This window comes from Pseudomonas fluorescens (genome assembly GCF_018614655.1).
Classification (GTDB): Bacteria; Pseudomonadota; Gammaproteobacteria; order Pseudomonadales; family Pseudomonadaceae; genus Aquipseudomonas; species Aquipseudomonas fluorescens_BX.
Map to the genome: position 1 here is coordinate 359111 of NZ_JAGGOG010000004.1, position 16361 is coordinate 375471.

At 59.6% G+C, this 16361-nt stretch carries 15 protein-coding genes; 11 read left to right on the top strand and 4 right to left on the bottom strand.

The features are described from left to right. Positions 1-277, top strand: a 277-nt coding sequence (locus J7E41_RS27950; protein ID WP_251029349.1) for a hypothetical protein, incomplete at its 5' end; no start/stop codon positions are given. Here the strand turns inward: J7E41_RS27950 and J7E41_RS06520 are convergent. Beyond that, the gene (locus tag J7E41_RS06520; RefSeq protein ID WP_214991015.1) at positions 274-738 is read right to left on the bottom strand and encodes a TIGR02444 family protein; all 465 of its coding nucleotides are present in this window, start codon (positions 736-738) and stop codon (positions 274-276) included. The two genes, J7E41_RS27950 and J7E41_RS06520, sit on opposite strands and share 4 nt — an antisense overlap. Before the next feature lie 50 nt (positions 739-788). Between J7E41_RS06520 and J7E41_RS06525 the strand changes: the two genes are divergently transcribed. The 5 genes from J7E41_RS06525 to J7E41_RS06545 all read left to right on the top strand — a co-directional run bounded on the left by J7E41_RS06525 (position 789) and on the right by J7E41_RS06545 (position 6575). Then, entirely contained in the window at positions 789-2699 is a 1911-nt protein-coding gene (locus J7E41_RS06525) for an ATP-binding cassette domain-containing protein (protein ID WP_214991017.1), read from the top strand. After that, positions 2699-3280: a mechanosensitive ion channel family protein gene (locus J7E41_RS06530; protein WP_214991019.1), complete on the top strand. Its 582-nt coding sequence runs from the start codon at positions 2699-2701 to the stop codon at positions 3278-3280. Before J7E41_RS06525 ends, J7E41_RS06530 begins: the two co-directional genes overlap by 1 nt. An 88-nt stretch (positions 3281-3368) precedes the next feature. Beyond that, the gene (locus J7E41_RS06535) at positions 3369-4001 is read left to right on the top strand and encodes a LysE family transporter (RefSeq protein ID WP_214991021.1); all 633 of its coding nucleotides are present in this window, start codon (positions 3369-3371) and stop codon (positions 3999-4001) included. Between the two features lie 220 nt (positions 4002-4221). Next, positions 4222-6117, top strand: a complete 1896-nt coding sequence (locus J7E41_RS06540) for an FTR1 family protein (protein ID WP_214991023.1) — start codon at positions 4222-4224, stop codon at positions 6115-6117. Between the two features lie 2 nt (positions 6118-6119). Next, positions 6120-6575, top strand: a complete 456-nt coding sequence (locus tag J7E41_RS06545) for a YaiI/YqxD family protein (RefSeq protein ID WP_155582505.1) — start codon at positions 6120-6122, stop codon at positions 6573-6575. 34 nt (positions 6576-6609) lie between these two features. Here J7E41_RS06545 and elbB read toward each other — a convergent pair whose 3' ends face one another. Next, a complete protein-coding gene (gene elbB / locus J7E41_RS06550) occupies positions 6610-7275 on the bottom strand; it encodes an isoprenoid biosynthesis glyoxalase ElbB (protein WP_169356940.1) in 666 nt (221 codons plus the stop codon). 115 nt (positions 7276-7390) lie between these two features. Here elbB and J7E41_RS06555 point away from each other — a divergent pair, with 115 nt between their 5' ends. Next, positions 7391-8623: a sterol desaturase family protein gene (locus tag J7E41_RS06555; RefSeq protein WP_214991025.1), complete on the top strand. Its 1233-nt coding sequence runs from the start codon at positions 7391-7393 to the stop codon at positions 8621-8623. Here J7E41_RS06555 and J7E41_RS06560 read toward each other — a convergent pair. Then, entirely contained in the window at positions 8607-9248 is a 642-nt protein-coding gene (locus tag J7E41_RS06560) for a DedA family protein (protein WP_214991027.1), read from the bottom strand. The genes J7E41_RS06555 and J7E41_RS06560 overlap by 17 nt on opposite strands. Before the next feature lie 207 nt (positions 9249-9455). Here J7E41_RS06560 and hemB point away from each other — a divergent pair, with 207 nt between their 5' ends. Continuing rightward, positions 9456-10469: a porphobilinogen synthase gene (gene hemB, locus J7E41_RS06565; protein WP_169356937.1), complete on the top strand. Its 1014-nt coding sequence runs from the start codon at positions 9456-9458 to the stop codon at positions 10467-10469. An 18-nt stretch (positions 10470-10487) separates the two neighbouring features. Next, positions 10488-12710: a polyphosphate kinase 1 gene (ppk1, locus tag J7E41_RS06570; RefSeq protein WP_214991029.1), complete on the top strand. Its 2223-nt coding sequence runs from the start codon at positions 10488-10490 to the stop codon at positions 12708-12710. Positions 12711-12846: 136 nt separating this feature from the next. Here ppk1 and ppx read toward each other — a convergent pair whose 3' ends face one another. Then, complete coding sequence (gene ppx / locus J7E41_RS06575) at positions 12847-14349, bottom strand: exopolyphosphatase (RefSeq protein ID WP_214991031.1); 1503 nt, start codon at positions 14347-14349, stop codon at positions 12847-12849. A gap of 479 nt (positions 14350-14828) precedes the next feature. On the opposite strand from ppx, the gene J7E41_RS06580 reads away from it, so the two are divergent. Together J7E41_RS06580 and J7E41_RS06585 are read left to right on the top strand one after the other, a co-directional pair. Continuing rightward, the gene (locus J7E41_RS06580; RefSeq protein WP_214991033.1) at positions 14829-15476 is read left to right on the top strand and encodes a DUF1120 domain-containing protein; all 648 of its coding nucleotides are present in this window, start codon (positions 14829-14831) and stop codon (positions 15474-15476) included. Between the two features lie 123 nt (positions 15477-15599). Next, positions 15600-16316 carry a fimbria/pilus chaperone family protein gene (locus J7E41_RS06585; protein ID WP_214991035.1) on the top strand — a complete coding sequence of 239 codons (717 nt, stop codon included), beginning with the start codon at positions 15600-15602 and terminating at the stop codon, positions 16314-16316. Positions 16317-16361: the final 45 nt, after the last annotated feature.

Below are 16361 nucleotides of genomic sequence, written 5' to 3' on the forward strand. Positions count from 1 at the left end.
TGCGAAACCAGCCGCCAAGCCAACCGCGGCAAAACCTGCAGCCAAGCCGGTCGCTAAACCAGCCGCTAAGCCTGCTGCTGTAAAACCAGCCGCCAAGCCAGCTGCCGCAAAACCAGCGGCCAAGCCCGTTGCCAAAGCACCCGCTGCAAAACCTGTGACACCCGCTGCCAAGCCGGCTACCCCGGCAGCACCTGCGGTCAGCACTGCAGCGCCAACCGCGTCGGTCAGCAGCACCCCTGCATCGACAGCAAGCACCACCCCAACCAGCGCTTCCTAAGTGCCGGTGACTGCGACGCGCAGTTGATGCAGCGCGTTGCGGTCAAGGTTGGCGGCTTCGGCCGCCAGTCCTTCAAGCCACGTACCCTGATACGTTGCTTCACCCGTCGGCCATTCCAGTGCCCGGGTTTCCAGGCGTGATAACAGCTGCCGTTCGGCTTCCAGCTCCAGGGTTTTGACCCGCTCCCGTAATGCCCCCAACTCGGTGTCCTGCTGCGCCATGGCCCGCCATTGCTTGCGCACTTGCCGCAGCGGCTCGACCACCTCGGCCTGCCAGGGTTCTGCAATCTGCCGCAGTGCCAGCAGGCGAGTCGGTTCAAGCGCCACGCCTCGCTGCTCCAGCCATAAACCGCAGAGCAACAGGCACACATCGGCGCCCTGCTCCTGCAAGCGCAGGCAAGCGTTCTCCACACCCGGACGGGCATAAGTCGAGAGGGCAAAGCTCCACAGGTCAGCGCACATATTCCTACCCAAGCCAGCGGTCAACGAAGCTGGTAGACTCCGCCGCCATTATGATCCGACTTCAAAGCCTAACATTACAGCGTGGCCCGCAACGTCTTCTTGAAGACGCCGAGCTGACCCTGCACGCCGGTCACAAAGCCGGCCTGATCGGTGCCAACGGCGCCGGCAAATCCACGTTGTTCGCCTTGCTGCTGGGTGAGCTGACCCCCGACTCCGGGGACTGCTTGATGCCGGCCGACTGGCGAATCGCTCATATGCGCCAGGAGATCGACACCCTGGACCGCATTGCGATCGACTACGTGCTCGATGGCGACCTGCGTCTGCGTCAGGTCCAACACGACCTGGCCGAGGCCGAGAAAGCCCAGGACGGTGCCGCTCAGGCCCGCCTGCATTCGGAGCTCGACAGCGCTGATGGCTACACTGCCGATGCCCGTGCCCGCAAAATGCTGGCTGGCCTGGGGTTCACCAACGAGCAGATGGACCGCCCGGTCGCCGACTTCTCCGGTGGCTGGCGCATGCGCCTGAACCTGGCCCAGGCACTGATGTGCCCTTCGGACCTGTTGCTGCTCGATGAACCGACCAACCACTTGGACCTCGATGCGATCCTGTGGCTGGAAGAGTTCCTGAAAAGCTACCCGGGCACTTTGCTGCTGATTTCCCACGACCGGGACTTCCTCGACGCCGTGGTCGATAACATCGCCCACGTCGAACAGAAAAAAATCATGCTCTATCGCGGCGGCTACAGTGCCTTCGAGCGCGCTCGCGCCGAACGTCTGGCCCAGCAGCAGCAAGCCTACGAGAAGCAGCAGGCGCAACGCGCGCACATGGAAAGCTACATCGCCCGGTTCAAGGCCCAGGCCACCAAGGCCCGACAGGCCCAGAGCCGGATCAAGGCCCTGGAACGCATGGAAGAGCTGTCGGCGGCCCACGTCGATTCGCCGTTCGACTTTGTGTTCCGCGAGTCGGTGAAGATCTCAAGTCCGTTGCTCGATCTGTCCGACGCCCGTCTGGGCTATGGCGACAAGACCATCCTGGAGAAGGTCAAGTTGCAGCTCACACCGGGCGCGCGGATCGGTTTGCTTGGCCCCAACGGCGCCGGTAAATCGACCCTGATCAAAAACCTCTCGGGCGAGTTGCAACCCCTGGCCGGTCGTCTGGTACGTGGTGAGAACCTGGTAGTGGGCTACTTCGCCCAGCATCAGTTGGACTCCCTCGATTCCAAGGCCAGCCCGCTGCTGCACTTGCAACGGCTGGCACCTACCGAGCGCGAACAGACCTTGCGCGACTTCCTTGGCGGTTTCGACTTCCGTGGCGCGCGCATCGACGAGCCGGTGCTGAATTTCTCCGGTGGTGAAAAGGCCCGCCTGGCCCTGGCGTTGATCGCCTGGGATCGGCCGAACCTGTTGCTGCTCGACGAACCGACCAACCACCTGGACCTGGAAATGCGCCTGGCACTGACCATGGCCCTGCAGGAATTCAGCGGTGCGGTGTTGGTGGTGTCCCACGATCGACACTTGCTCAAGAGCACCACCGATAACTTCCTGCTGGTAGCTGACGGCAAGGTCGAGGAATTCGACGGTGACCTGGAAGACTACGCTCGCTGGCTGTCGGACTATCGTCTGCGCAACGCGCCGGTCAGCAACACCCCGGTCAACCCGGACAAGACCGACAAGAAAGCCCAGCGCCAGGCCGCCGCTGCATTGCGCCAGCAACTGGCACCCCACAAGCGCGAAGCTGACAAGCTGGAAGCCGAGCTGGGCAAGCTCCACGAAAAGCTGGCGAAGATCGAAACCAGCCTGGGCGACAGTGCGGTGTACGAACCGGCGCGCAAGGACGAACTGCGGGACTTGCTGGCCGAACAGGCTAAGCTCAAGGTCCGCGAGGCACAACTGGAGGAAACCTGGATGGAAGCCCTGGAGTTGCTGGAATCCTTGCAAGCGGAGCTGGAGGCGTTGTCCTGATGGAAGCGCTGCAACTGCCGCTACCGGCTCAATGGATCGAACCCATATGGGTTGGCGTACAAATCCTGCTGATCCTGCTGGCGGGCTACTTCACCCAGCGTTTCGTTGCCAAATGCCTGAAGCGCCTGGGGGAGCGTTACCCGTTCCCGCCACAGTTGCTGATGCCGCTGCGTGGTGGTCTGCGCTGGCTGATCATGGGCAGTGCGCTGATCGTTGTGCTGGAGCGCCTGGGGGTTTCCGCCACGGTGTTATGGACGGCGCTGTCAGGGTTTGTCGCGGTGGCGGCGGTGGCGTTCTTTGCCATGTGGTCGGTGCTGTCGAACCTGCTCTGCGCGATTCTGATTTTCACCGTCGGGCCGTTTCGTCTTGGTGATGTGGTCGAGCTGGTGGACACCGTCGACAAGCCTGGCGTCAAAGGTCGTGTAGTGGCGATCAACCTGTTGTACACCACGCTGATTGAAGTGGAAGAGGCAGGGACTGGCAGCGTGATGGTGCAAGTGCCCAACAGCTTGTTCTTCCAGCGCTCGGTGCGACGTTGGCGGGGCAGTGATGTGTTGCCTGTCGGCTCGGGCGAGCAGTAGCGGTCACATCCTGTAAAAATCTATAGCCATGCCTCGGTCGGCGGAGTTAGCTTAAGGCACAACAGCGAATTCTTCTGCGAGGTGTGCAATGGCACTCGATACATGGCTGGCGTTTTTCCTGGCCAGTTGGATCATCAGTCTCTCTCCTGGCGCCGGTGCCATCGCCTCGATGTCCAGCGGTTTGCAATACGGTTTCCTGCGTGGTTACTGGAATGCCTTGGGCCTGCAATTGGGCCTGGCGCTGCAAATTGTCGTGGTCGCCGGTGGCCTGGGCGCGATCCTTGCGGCGTCTTCCACCGCTTTCTATGCGATCAAATGGTTCGGTGTGGCTTACCTGGTTTACCTGGCCATCAAGCAATGGCGTGCGCTGCCTGTTGATCTGACTGATAACGCGGCGGTCCGCCCCATCGGCAAACCCTTGGCGATGGTCTTTCGCGGCTTCCTCGTCAACGCCAGCAACCCCAAGGCGTTGGTGTTCATGCTGGCGGTGCTGCCACAGTTCGTGAACCCTCAGGCGCCGCTATTGATCCAGTACGTGATCCTGGGTGCGACGATGATCTGCGTGGACATGATCGTCATGGCCGGCTACACAGGCCTGGCGTCGAAAGTGTTGCGGCTATTGCGTACACCCAAGCAGCAGAAGCGCCTGAACCGTACGTTTGCCGGGTTGTTTGTGGGCGCGGCGGGCTTCCTGGCTAGTTTGCATCGCGCAACGGCTTGATTTTGGCCTAACTGAAGAAACCGGATCAAAATGTGGGAGCGGGCTTGCTCGCGAAAGCGGAGTGTCAGTCAACAGCTTCATCGACTGATCCACCGCTTTCGCGAGCAAGCCCGCTCCCACATTTGTTTTGTGTTGCCTGTACTTTTGGTGATCACGCCTTGAGTCAAACCCATTAACGTTTGACAATGTGTTACTTCGTATTTCCATTTGAGATTCATTCATGACTGGCCCCTCCCGTTTCCTCGCTTGGTTGCTGTTGCCGGCATTGATGTCGTGCAGCTTCAATCTGCTGGCAGCCACCGCCGAAGGCGCACCCCAAGCGCTGCATTTACTGGATTACATCGGCGCCGACTACCCGCCGACGGTGGAAGCGGGCAAGGTCATTGATGATTCCGAATTCCGTGAGCAGGTAGAGTTTCTCGGGGTTTTGCAGGGGCTGGTAGCTGATTTGCCGGAGAAGCCCGAGCGTGCTGAGTTGGTGAAAGGCGTCGATGAACTGCTGGCTGCCGTAAAGGCCCACGAGGACGGCGCGGCAGTGGCTCACCAGGCCCGACAACTAGGTGCCAAGTTGGCAGTGGCTTATGAAGTCAGTCAGGCCCCGGCGATTACCCCGGACCCAACGCGTGGTGCGCCGCTGTACGCCCAGCACTGTTCGGTTTGCCACGGTGGCGCCGGCGCCGGCGATGGTCCGGCAGGCGTTGGCCTGACGCCGCCGCCGGCCAACCTGCGGGACGCTGCTCGCCTTGACCGCTTGAGCCTCTACGCGATCTACAACACCCTTGGGCTGGGCGTCGAGGGCACCGACATGCCGTCCTTCGCTGATCAACTGGACGATCGCCAGCGTTGGGACCTCGCCACCTATATCGCAGGCTTCACCGCCAACCCGGCTGCGGCAAAAAGCGAAAAGTCCTTCAACCTGGCCGATCTGGCGCGTCAAACGCCCAACGAAGTGCTGGCCGCTGAAGGCCCCGATGCCACCGCAACCTTCCGCGCACAACGGGCACAGCCGCCGCAGGTCAAGCGCGGCCCGGCGCAGTTGCTCGACTACACCGCGACGACCCTGGACAAAAGCCTCGCCGCGTTTCGCAACGGTGATCACGAACAGGCCTACGACCTGTCGGTAGCGGCTTATCTGGAAGGCTTCGAGCTGGTTGAAAGCTCCCTGGACAACGTCGATGCCAACGTGCGCAAAGACACCGAAAAGGCCCTGATGGCTTACCGGCAGTCGCTGCAGGATGGTTTGCCGATTGAGCAGGTGGAGCAACGCCTGGATGTGGCCAAGGGCAAGCTCAAGGAATCCGCTGGTCTATTGGGCAGCGATGGCCTGAGCTGGTCCTTGAGTTATATCTCCGGCTTGCTGATTTTGTTGCGCGAAGGCCTGGAAGCGATTCTGGTACTGGCGGCGATCCTCGCCTTCCTGCGTAACACCGGCCAGCAATCGGCGGTGCGCAGCGTTAACGTCGGTTGGGGCCTGGCGCTGTTGGCCGGTCTTGGGACCTGGGCCCTGGCCGCCTACGTGATTGACGTCAGCGGAGCCCAACGCGAATTGCTGGAAGGCTGCACGGCGCTGTTTGCCAGCGTCATGGTGCTGTGGCTCGGCGTGTGGATGCATGACCGACGCCATGCGGCGGCTTGGCAGGACTACATCAAGAGCAGCCTGGTGGGCGGCGGTGGACGTTTTGGTTTTGCGATGCTGGCGTTCTTCTCGGTTTATCGCGAGTTGTTTGAAGTGATCCTGTTTTACGAGACCCTGTGGCTGCAGGCCGGCCCTGCCGGGCACAACGCGGTCCTGGCGGGCGGCGCCACGGCGCTGGTGCTGCTGGTGGGCCTGGCTTGGGTGATCCTGCGGGGTTCGGCGAAGTTGCCGCTGGCACTGTTCTTCGGCATCAACGCGGCGCTGCTGTGCGCACTGTCGGTGGTGTTCGCCGGGCATGGCGTCAAGGCGTTGCAGGAAGCCGGCATCTTCGGCACCCGGCCAGTGGCGTTCTTCGACTTCGATTGGTTGGGCATCCACGCCGATGCCTATTCGCTGAGTGCCCAGGCCGTGGCGATTCTGGCAATCGTGGTGCTGTATGGTCGCAGTCGACTGGCTGAAAAACGCCGGGTGACGGCATAACCATGCGCGTCTGGATCGATGCCGACGCCTGCCCACGGGCGGCCAAGGATCAGGTGGTGAAGTTCGCCCTCAAGCGCCAGTTCGAGGTGGTGCTGGTGGCGGGGCAGAGCCAGATCAAGCCGAGTTTTTCGTGCGTGAAGCTGATCGTGGTGCCCAGCGGTCCGGACGCCGCTGATGATTACCTCGTCGAGCACGCCGTGCCCGGCGAGTTGGTGATTTGCAGCGACGTGCCGCTGGCCGACCGCCTGGTGAAGAACGGCGTGACAGCCCTGGACCCTCGCGGCAAGGAGTTCAGCCCGCAAAACATGAGTGAACGGTTGGCGGTGCGTAACCTGTTCACTGATCTGCGAGAGCAGGGCCAGATGGGTGGCGGCCCGCCGCCCCATGGGGAAAAGGAAAAGCAGGCGTTTGCCAACTCACTCGACCGTATCCTTACCCGGTTGATGCGTCAGGCCTGACCCTGTGGCGAGGGAGCTTGCTCCCTCGCCACAGTCAGTCGTTCTCGTGGGTCAACTCCAGTACCCGATCCACCAGCTTGTTGATCCCCGAGGCGACTTCGCTGATGTTTTTGCCCAGCATATAGGCCGGAGTGCTCACCAGTTTGCGAGCCTTGTCTTCGACAATCTCGTCCACGGTGCATTCCCGGTGGGTTGCGCCCATCTTGTCCATGGCCGCTGCCGTGTCGGCGTCATTACCAATGGTGCAGGTCACGCCTGGGCCGTAGATCTTTGCCGCCAGCGCCGGGGAGATGCAGATCAGTCCTACGGGCTTTCCCGCTTCGGCAAAGGCTTCCGCCAGTTCCAGCACCTGCGGGTTGACGCTGCACCCGGCGCCTTCGACGGCAAAGTTCGACAGGTTTTTTGCCGCACCGAAGCCACCGGGCACGATCAGCGCGTCGAAGTCTTCGGCATTGGCCTCACGAAGGTCCTTCACCTCACCCCGAGCGATGCGCGCCGATTCCACCAGCACGTTGCGTGACTCGGGCATTTCTTCGCCGGTCAGGTGATTGATCACATGCAACTGCGCAATATTGGGTGCAAAGCACTGCACCTGAGCGCCACGCTGGTCCAGGCGCAGCAGGGTGATCACACTTTCATGGATTTCTGCGCCGTCATACACGCCACAGCCGGAAAGGATCACTGCAATTTTTTTGCTCATGGGCATTTCTCCTGATTCATGGCGTTAAATGTCTACTTATTTGTCACTCATTGCCAATGGGATATCCAGCCACTGCACCTAATCTTGATGTAACAATAATTAACCGGACTTGCCCATGGACTTCGTCCCTTACGCGGTACCGTTTTTCATTGCCTTGATCGTGGTCGAGCTGCTGGCCGACCGTTGGCGCGGTGAGCGCAACTACCGGGTGGCAGACGCCATCAACAGCCTCAGCACTGGCGTGCTCTCCACCACCACGGGGTTGCTGACCAAAGGCGTCGGGCTATTGACCTATGCCTTCGCTCTCAAGCACCTGGCTTTCATCGAATTGTCGGCCCAGAGTGTCTGGACTTGGGTGTTCGCCTTTGTCTTCTACGACTTCTGCTACTACTGGCTGCATCGCTGCGGTCATGAACGCAACATCCTCTGGGCCGCCCATTCTGTGCATCACCAGAGTGAGGACTACAACCTCACCACCGCCTTGCGCCAGACCAGCACCGGGTTTCTCCTAAGCTGGATCTTCTACCTGCCGTTGGCGGTGCTCGGCGTGCCGCTGGTGATGTTTATCAGCGTTGCATCCCTCAACCTGTTGTATCAATTTTGGGTCCATACCCGCCATGTGCCCAAGCTGGGCTGGTTTGAGTGGTTCTTCGTCACACCCTCCAATCATCGGGCCCACCATGCACAGAACGCTCTCTACATGGATCGCAACTACGGCGGGGTGTTCATTATTTGGGACCGGCTGTTTGGTTCCTTCCAGGAAGAAGACGAAAATGAGCCGGTAATCTTTGGCGTGACCACGCCGCTGGCCAGTTGGAACCCGCTGTGGGCCAACCTGCAGTTTTATGCACAGTTGTGGAGTGATGCCCGACGCACTGAGCGTTGGTGGGATAAGTTGCGTATCTGGTTCATGCGCACCGGCTGGCGCCCGGCGGATGTGGCGGCGAAGTACCCGCTGGCCAAGCCCGACCTGAGCCAGTTCCGCAAATTCGAGGTACCGCTGGACGCTCGCCAGCAAATTTACATCGCCCTGCAATTCGCCGCTTATGTGAGTTTTGGCAGCTATTTGATGAATGTTGGCGAAGGGCTGTCGACCGCTGCCCTGGTGCTGGGCTGGAGTGCGATGGCGCTGGGGCTATTTACCCTGGGAGTGGCGCTGGAGAATCGCCCATGGGCGTTGAAGGCCGAATGGTTGCGCCTGGTGCTGAATGTGCCGCTGGTGTGGCTGGCGCCGCTGGTCGGTTTGTGGCCGGCCAGCCCGTTGGGCTGGGTGGGTCTGCTCAGCTACAGCCTGCTCAGTTTCATCGGCCTCTACTGTTGCAGGGACCGGCTTACTCGATTGGCGTAGTAGGCTTTTCCTTTTGCTCGGCCAGCTGTTGTTCAGCCAGCCTAGCCTTTGCATCGGCACAGGCCTGGCGCGTCAAGCGGGCATTCTTGATGCGACGACGCAGCCACAAGCCCAAACCCAGCACCAGCAGGGCGCCGAGCACCCATAGCTCGTACTTCTTGACGCTGCCCAACATGCCTTCGAGTACCGCGCCGAAATGGTAGGCCGCCGCTCCCAACGCGGCGGCCCACACGGCTGCGCCGATACCATTGAGCAGCAGATAGCGTCCTGGCGGATAGCCCGACAGGCCAATGGCTACCGGCATCACCGTGCGTAAACCGTAGACAAAACGGAAGCTCAGTACCCAGATATCCGGGTGCTTGCGGATATGTTCCAGGGCGCGATCGCCCATCAATTGCCAGCGCGGTTTGCGGGCCAGCAGCTTGCGGCCATGCTTGCGCCCCAGGAAGTACCACAACTGGTCGCCGGCGTAGCTACCGAAAAAGGCAACGACCACCACCAGATTGATATCCATGTATCCGCGGAACGCCAAGAAGCCTGCGAGGACCAAAATGGTTTCGCCTTCGAAGAACGTGCCTAGGAAGAGGGCAAAGTAGCCAAAGTCATGCAGAAATTGTTGGAGCATTGTCTGGGTGCTGGCGAAATGAACGCGCAGCCTACGCCTTCGTGAACATTCATGAAAGTATCGAGATGTGTCACGAAGTGAACAATTCCTACAAAAACTAGGAAGGTGACTACAGGTTGCATGGATAAGCACAACTGTAATTCCTTCGTCATAATGGGCGCTTATAACTGTCACGCTCGCCCGTCAAGCCGGGCTCAGGAGTCTGCCGTGAGCTTTACCCCCTCCAATCGCCTGTTTCCCGCCACCCGCCTGCGTCGCAATCGACGTGATGATTTTTCTCGCCGCCTGGTTCGTGAAAACGTCCTGACGGTAGATGATCTGATCTTGCCGGTTTTTGTGCTGGACGGTGAAAATCGTCGGGAAGCGGTGGCCTCGATGCCGGGTGTGGAGCGCTTGACCATTGATCTGCTGCTGATCGAGGCGGCGAACTGGGTTGAGTTGGGAATTCCAGCCCTGGCACTGTTTCCGGTCACGCCTTCTGAGCTTAAATCCCTGGACGCCGCCGAAGCCTGGAACCCGGAGGGTATCGCCCAGCGCGCCACCCGTGCCTTGCGCGAGCGGTTTCCGGAACTGGGGGTGATCACTGACGTGGCGCTGGACCCGTTCACCACCCACGGGCAGGATGGCATTCTCGACGAAGAAGGCTATGTTCAGAATGACATCACTGTGGATGCGCTGGTCAAGCAAGCCTTGTCCCACGCCGCCGCAGGCGCCCAGGTGGTTGCACCGTCGGACATGATGGACGGTCGCATCCAGGCGATCCGCGAGGCTCTGGAACTGGCTGACCACGTCAACGTGCGAATCATGGCCTATTCGGCCAAGTACGCCAGCGCCTATTACGGGCCGTTCCGCGATGCGGTGGGTTCGGCGCTGAACCTGGGCAAGGCTAATAAAGCCTCGTACCAGATGGACCCGGCCAACAGCCATGAAGCCCTGCACGAAGTGGCGGCGGACCTGGCCGAAGGCGCCGACATGGTGATGGTCAAGCCTGGGATGCCGTACCTGGACATCCTTTATCGGGTCAAAGAGGAATTCAAGGTACCGACCTTTGTCTATCAGGTAAGCGGTGAATACGCCATGCACATGGCCGCGATCCAGAATGGTTGGTTGAGCGAAGGGGTGATCCTCGAATCCCTGACTGCCTTTAAACGTGCGGGGGCTGATGGCATCCTGACTTACTTTGCCGCCCGCGCCGCCCAATTGCTTAGAGAGCAACAATAGCCCTCACAGGAACACTCGATGAATACCGAAGGACTCTCAGAAGTTGCAGTAAAAGACGCTCACCCGGTGGTCGAACAAGTCACCGAGACGCCGCCGGAGCTGGAGCCCGCACCGCCTGCCGTCGTGGCGGAGGTGCACGCCGTGGCACCGGCGATCGCGATTCCAAACCTGGATGACAGCAGTCTGTACATCCATCGTGAGCTGTCACAACTGCAATTCAACATCCGCGTGCTGGAACAGGCGCTGGATGAGTCCTACCCGCTGCTGGAGCGGCTGAAGTTCCTGCTGATCTTCTCCAGCAACCTGGACGAGTTCTTCGAGATTCGTGTTGCTGGCCTCAAGAAACAGATCACCTTCGCCCGTGAGCAAGCGGGTGCCGATGGCTTGCAACCCCATCAGGCCCTGGCACGCATCAGCGAACTGGTTCATGGTCATGTCGATCGCCAATACGCGATCCTTAACGACATTTTGTTGCCGGAGCTGGAAAAACATCAGGTCCGCTTCATCCGTCGCCGTAACTGGACCACCAAAATCAAAACGTGGGTTCGTCGTTACTTCCGTGACGAAATTTCGCCGATCATCACCCCCATCGGCCTGGACCCGACGCACCCGTTCCCGCTGCTGGTGAACAAGAGTTTGAACTTCATCGTCGAGCTGGAAGGTATCGACGCCTTCGGTCGTGATTCGGGCCTGGCGATCATTCCGGCGCCGCGCCTGCTGCCACGGATCATCAAGGTACCGGAAGAGGTGGGGGGCGCTGGCGATAACTATGTATTCCTCTCGTCGATGATCCACGCCCACGCCGATGACCTGTTCCAGGGCATGAAGGTCAAGGGCTGCTATCAGTTCCGCCTGACCCGTAACGCCGACCTGGCGCTGGACTCCGAAGACGTCGAAGACTTGGCCCGCGCCCTGCGCGGCGAGCTGTTCTCCCGGCGCTACGGCGATGCAGTGCGCCTGGAAGTGGCGGATACCTGCCCGAAACACCTGTCGGACTACCTGCTCAAGCAGTTCAACCTGGGCGAGACCGAGCTGTATCAAGTCAACGGTCCGGTGAACCTGACGCGCCTGTTCAGCATCACCGGCCTGGACAGCCATCCGGAGCTGCAATACACGCCATTCACCCCGCAGATCCCGAAACTGCTGCAAAACAGCGAGAACATTTTCAGCGTGGTCAGCAAGCAGGATATTTTGCTGTTGCACCCGTTCGAGTCGTTCACCCCGGTGGTCGACCTGCTGCGCCAGGCCGCCAAGGACCCGCATGTCCTGGCCGTGCGCCAGACCCTGTACCGCAGCGGTGCCAACTCGGAAATCGTCGATGCTTTAGTGGATGCGGCGCGTAACGGCAAGGAAGTGACCGCCGTCATCGAATTGCGTGCGCGCTTCGACGAAGAGTCCAACCTGCAACTGGCCAGTCGCCTGCAAGCAGCCGGCGCGGTGGTGATCTACGGCGTGGTTGGGTTCAAGACCCACGCCAAGATGATGCTGATCCTGCGCCGTGAAGCCGGTGAGATTGTGCGTTACGCCCACTTGGGCACCGGTAACTACCACGCCGGCAACGCCAAGCTTTACACCGACTACAGCCTGCTGACCTCCGACGACGCGTTGTGCGAAGACGTCGGCAAACTGTTCAGCCAGTTGATCGGCATGGGCAAGACCTTGCGCATGAAGAAGCTGCTGCATGCGCCGTTCACCCTGAAGAAGGGCATGCTCGACATGATTGCCCGGGAAACTCAGTTCGCTCTCGAAGGCAAGCCGGCGCACATCATCGCCAAGTTCAACTCGCTGACTGACCCGAAGATCATCCGTGCGCTGTACAAGGCCAGCCAGTCCGGGGTGCGTATCGATCTGGTAGTACGTGGCATGTGCTGCCTGCGTCCGGGGATTGCCGGCGTTTCGCACAACATCCATGTGCGTTCGATCATCGGCCGCTTCCTGGAACACACACGGGTGTTCTACTTCCTCAATGGTGGTGAAGAGCAGATGTTCCTCTCCAGTGCCGACTGGATGGAGCGCAACCTCGACAAGCGTGTGGAGACTTGCTTCCCGGTGGAAGGCAAGAAGTTGATCATGCGGGTCAAGAAGGAGTTGGAGAGTTATCTCACCGATAACACTCACAGCTGGAGCCTGCAGTCGGACGGCCGCTACGTGCGCAACACGCCGACCGGCAACCAGAACCCGCGCAGCGCCCAGGCGACGTTGTTGGAGCGGTTGGGTAGCCCGATTCTGACGGTGAACTAAGCAAGGTATACGCGGGGCCGTGTGGGAGCGGGCTTGCTCGCGAAAGCGGAGTGTCAGTCAACAGACTCATCGACTGATCCACCGCTTTCGCGAGCAAGCCCGCTCCCACATTGTTTTGTGGCGTCTATAGACCGTATCAGCGCACGTTCAGGCTGAATCCAACCCGCGTCAGCCACTCGGCTTCCTGGGCGAAATCCGCCTGGGTCAGTTGGTTTTCATCCAGCCAGTTTTTCGGAAACACCACGTCCAGGCTGTGACCATGAGCGCGCAGGGTCACCTGGGGCATTTCCTGGGTGCCACGAATGTGGTGGAACAGGATCGCGAAGCGCAGCAGCGCACACAGGCGGATCAGCTTGATGCCGTCGTTGCCGAACTCGGCGAATTTATCCTTGGGGATATTGCGCCGGTGACCACGCACCAGCAGCGCGAGCATTTGCTGGTCTTCCCGGGAAAATCCGGCCAGGTCCGAGTGCTCGATCAGGTAGGCGCCATGTTTGTGGTAGTGGTAGTGGGCGATGTCCAGGCCCACTTCATGGACCTTGGCCGCCCAGCCCAGCAGCTCGCGCCAGACGCCGTCTTCCAGGTCCCAGTCCTCGGCGACTTGATCAAAGGCATGCAGCGCCTTGCGCTCGACCCGTGCCGCCTGTTCCAGGTCGACGTGGTAGCGCTCCATCAACGAACTGAGGGTGCGCTCACGGACGTCTTCGTGATGATGGCGGCCCAGCAGGTCATAGAGCACGCCTTCGCGCAGGGCGCCGTCGCAGTGGTCCATGCGTTGCAGCTCGAGGGCGTCGAAAATCGCTTCGAGAATCGCCAGTCCGGCGGGGAAGATTGCCCGGCGATCCGGTTTGATGCCGTCGAAGTCGATTTTCTCGGCGTCCCCCAGTTTGAACAGTTTGCGCTTGAGCCAGGCCAGACCTTCGGCGTTGACCTCGCCGGTACCGTGGCCGCCAGCCTTGAGTGCCAGGCCGATGGCGCGGATAGTGCCGGACGAGCCAATGGCTTCATCCCAGGTCAGGCGGTGCAGGGCGTGTTCGATGCTCATGATTTCCAGCCGCGCCGCAGTATATGCCTGGGCGTAGCGGGCCGGAGTGATCTTGCCGTCCTTGAAATAGCGCTGGGTATAGCTGACGCAACCCATCTGCAGGCTTTCACGCAGCAGTGGCTCGAAACGCTGGCCGATGATGAACTCGGTACTGCCGCCGCCGATGTCCGCCACCAGGCGCTTGCCCGGGGTGTCGGCCAGGGTGTGGGAGACGCCGAGGTAGATCAGGCGTGCTTCTTCCCGGCCGGAGATGACTTCGACCGGGTGCCCGAGGATTTCTTCGGCGCGGCGGATGAACTCGCCGCGGTTGCGGGCTTCACGCAGGGCGTTAGTGCCGACAATGCGTACGGCGCCCAGGGGCATGCCATTGATCAGTTGGGCGAAGCGCTTGAGGCAATCGAGTCCGCGCTGCATGGATTCTTCATTGAGCTGGCGCTCGTCGTCGATCCCGGCAGCCAATTGTACTTTCTCGCCGAGCCGCTCAAGGATGCGGATCTCGCCGTTCTGGGCCTTGGCCACGACCATGTGAAAACTGTTGGAGCCCAGGTCGATGGCGGCGATCAGGGACAGATTCTTGGCTTGGGATTGCGGCATGGGTAAGGGATCTCGGTCGATAACCTTGCCATCGTGCCACGATCAACCGCTGACGCCAACGCGTAGTGCTTGGGTAATTTTTCTATCGTTGTCTGTGAACAAGTTCTGAGGGGAATGTAGGCGAACTCCTCAAACGACTGGCGATTAGGTCGTAGAACGTTGAGTGAATTCAAAAATCGTTAGCGCTCATCGCTCTTCATGATTTTGCCTACGCTGAATGTTCAATTGTTTTAGCCAGTTTATTGTTGGGTACTACTACTTGTTCTGGTTAAGTGGGCTGTTATTGTTTACAGGTCCCACAGCGGTCGAAGTGTTGTCTTATTCTTTTTAAGTGTGCTGAAGGGCGAGACTGTCATCCGGCAATCATGCCGTGGTGTTATTTATTTAGGGTTTTGTATTTCAAGGATGGTCAGTTATCGGGCGAGGAATAGTCTGACTCATAATAAAAAACGCCTGAAGTCTTCTAATGACAGGTGAACATGAAAAAAATATTTGGTTTGACTATGGGTGTTATTTGCCTGGCAGCAAGTCTCGGCGCTCAAGCAACGACCGTTGCGCAGTTGGTGGTCAGGGGCACGATCACACCGGCCGCCTGTAACCTGAGCCTGGCGAGTGGTGGGATCATTGACTACGGCGTGATCCGTTCCGGGGAACTGTCCCAAACGACCTTCAACCCCCGTGAAGAGAGGACGACCTCTCTGATTGTCAACTGTGGGGCGACACCCGCAAAGTTCGGCCTGGCCCTGACTGACCTGCAGGCGGGCAGCAAGGTACCCGGAATATTGGGTACCGGCTTTACCGAGGCCCAGAACTATGGCCTGGGTGCTGTGGGCACCCGCCGTACTGGCGGTTACTCGGTCACCCTCAAGGACCTGAGGTCGTCGGGGGTCGTGCTGAACCCGATCATGCGCGTCAGCAACGGTACCTGGCAGAACAGTGATGGCAAAGTCGCCCAAACACCTAGCCAGTATTCATGGCGCAACGGAGTGACCGTTACTCCCGCTTCGATCGCTCAACTGACGGGTGTTATTGCAGTAAAAGCAGTGATCAACAGGGCACAAGATTTGGATCTCACCCGGGATATCACTTTGGATGGGCGCGCCACTTTAGTATTAAGTTACATATAACTACCTGAAAAACAGCCGATATTGATACGGGAGTCGTCAAGGGACTTCTGTTTCTTATCGGCTGGCCTCGTGCGCGTATTTATTTTTCTAATTGTTTGCTCTGAATGTTGCGGGGAAAGCCAGGTGAGTAGTCGCTCAAGAATAAGTATGGTGTTGTTGGGATGTGCAAGTTTGTATTTTTATTTGTCCGCTATGGCCGTGGCAGATGGTATGCAGCCTGAAACAACCGTTGTTGTTCTTTATGAAGAGGACGCAGAGGCAACAATCACGATCAGGAATACAGACGCGGGCCCGGCATTGCTTCACTCGGTGGTCGAGAATGTACCCGAGGACCTGGAGCCTTTATTGATCGTCACGCCGCCCATTACTCGGGTAGAGGGGGGCGATACACAGCTTGTCCGTTTTATCAGTACCTCGAAGGTGCCACTCAAGACCCAGCGGTTGAAGCGCGTTTCGTTCGAAGGCATTCCCCAGGCGCGTGTTCCGGGCGGGGCGACCATCGGCATTACCCTTCGGCAAAACTTGCCGCTGATTCTGCATCCCCAAGGTTTACCGAGGCACCAGGCGCCTTGGGAGTTGCTGACGTGGAAACGCGATGGTGAGCGCCTGACCGTTCACAACGATAGCGCTTACGTCGTGCGTCTGGGGCTGGAGGTGCAACTGCTTCCGCAAAAACACCTGGCCACATTGCCGCGCACCTACATTTTGCCTGGCGAAGTCCTGACGGCAACCGTTGACGGGCCTTTGAAAGATTTGGCTTCGGTGGAGATTCAACCGGCCACGGTCTATGGGTTTTCGGTAGACAGCTACCGTGCTCCCGTCATTGCCGATGCGCGTTGATCGGCTCATGAAAAAAATCAGGAAGGCGGACTGTACCCACCAGGT